The 289-nt window shown below is 37.0% G+C and carries 1 protein-coding gene; it reads left to right on the forward strand.

The window, feature by feature from the left end:
- Positions 1 to 25: 25 nt before the first annotated feature.
- A complete protein-coding gene (locus M901_RS18185; protein ID WP_255345213.1) occupies positions 26 to 160 on the forward strand; it encodes a hypothetical protein in 135 nt (44 codons plus the stop codon).
- Positions 161 to 289: the final 129 nt, after the last annotated feature.

Below are 289 nucleotides of genomic sequence, written 5' to 3' on the forward strand. Positions count from 1 at the left end.
CAATAATTAGCCGATAAGAGATATGATGAAGAAACTTGTTCTCTCTCTATTTATACTAAGTTCATTAACAGTCGTAACTGTTGGGACATTTAGTGTGCTTAAAGTAGAGCAACTTAGAAAAGGCATGTCCAAACTAGTTTTTCTAAAGAAGAAGGAGTGACTACCGTCTTAGTACGAAAAAGCCGAAGAGTTGGGCAAAGCTCTCTAAACTAGATGAAACAGTTTATTCGGCAATTGTTATTAGCGAAGACTGGGCCTTCTTTGAGCATGGTGGAATTGATTTTAACCA

It is taken from the genome of Bacteriovorax sp. DB6_IX, assembly GCF_000447775.1.
GTDB lineage: Bacteria > Bdellovibrionota > Bacteriovoracia > Bacteriovoracales > Bacteriovoracaceae > Halobacteriovorax_A.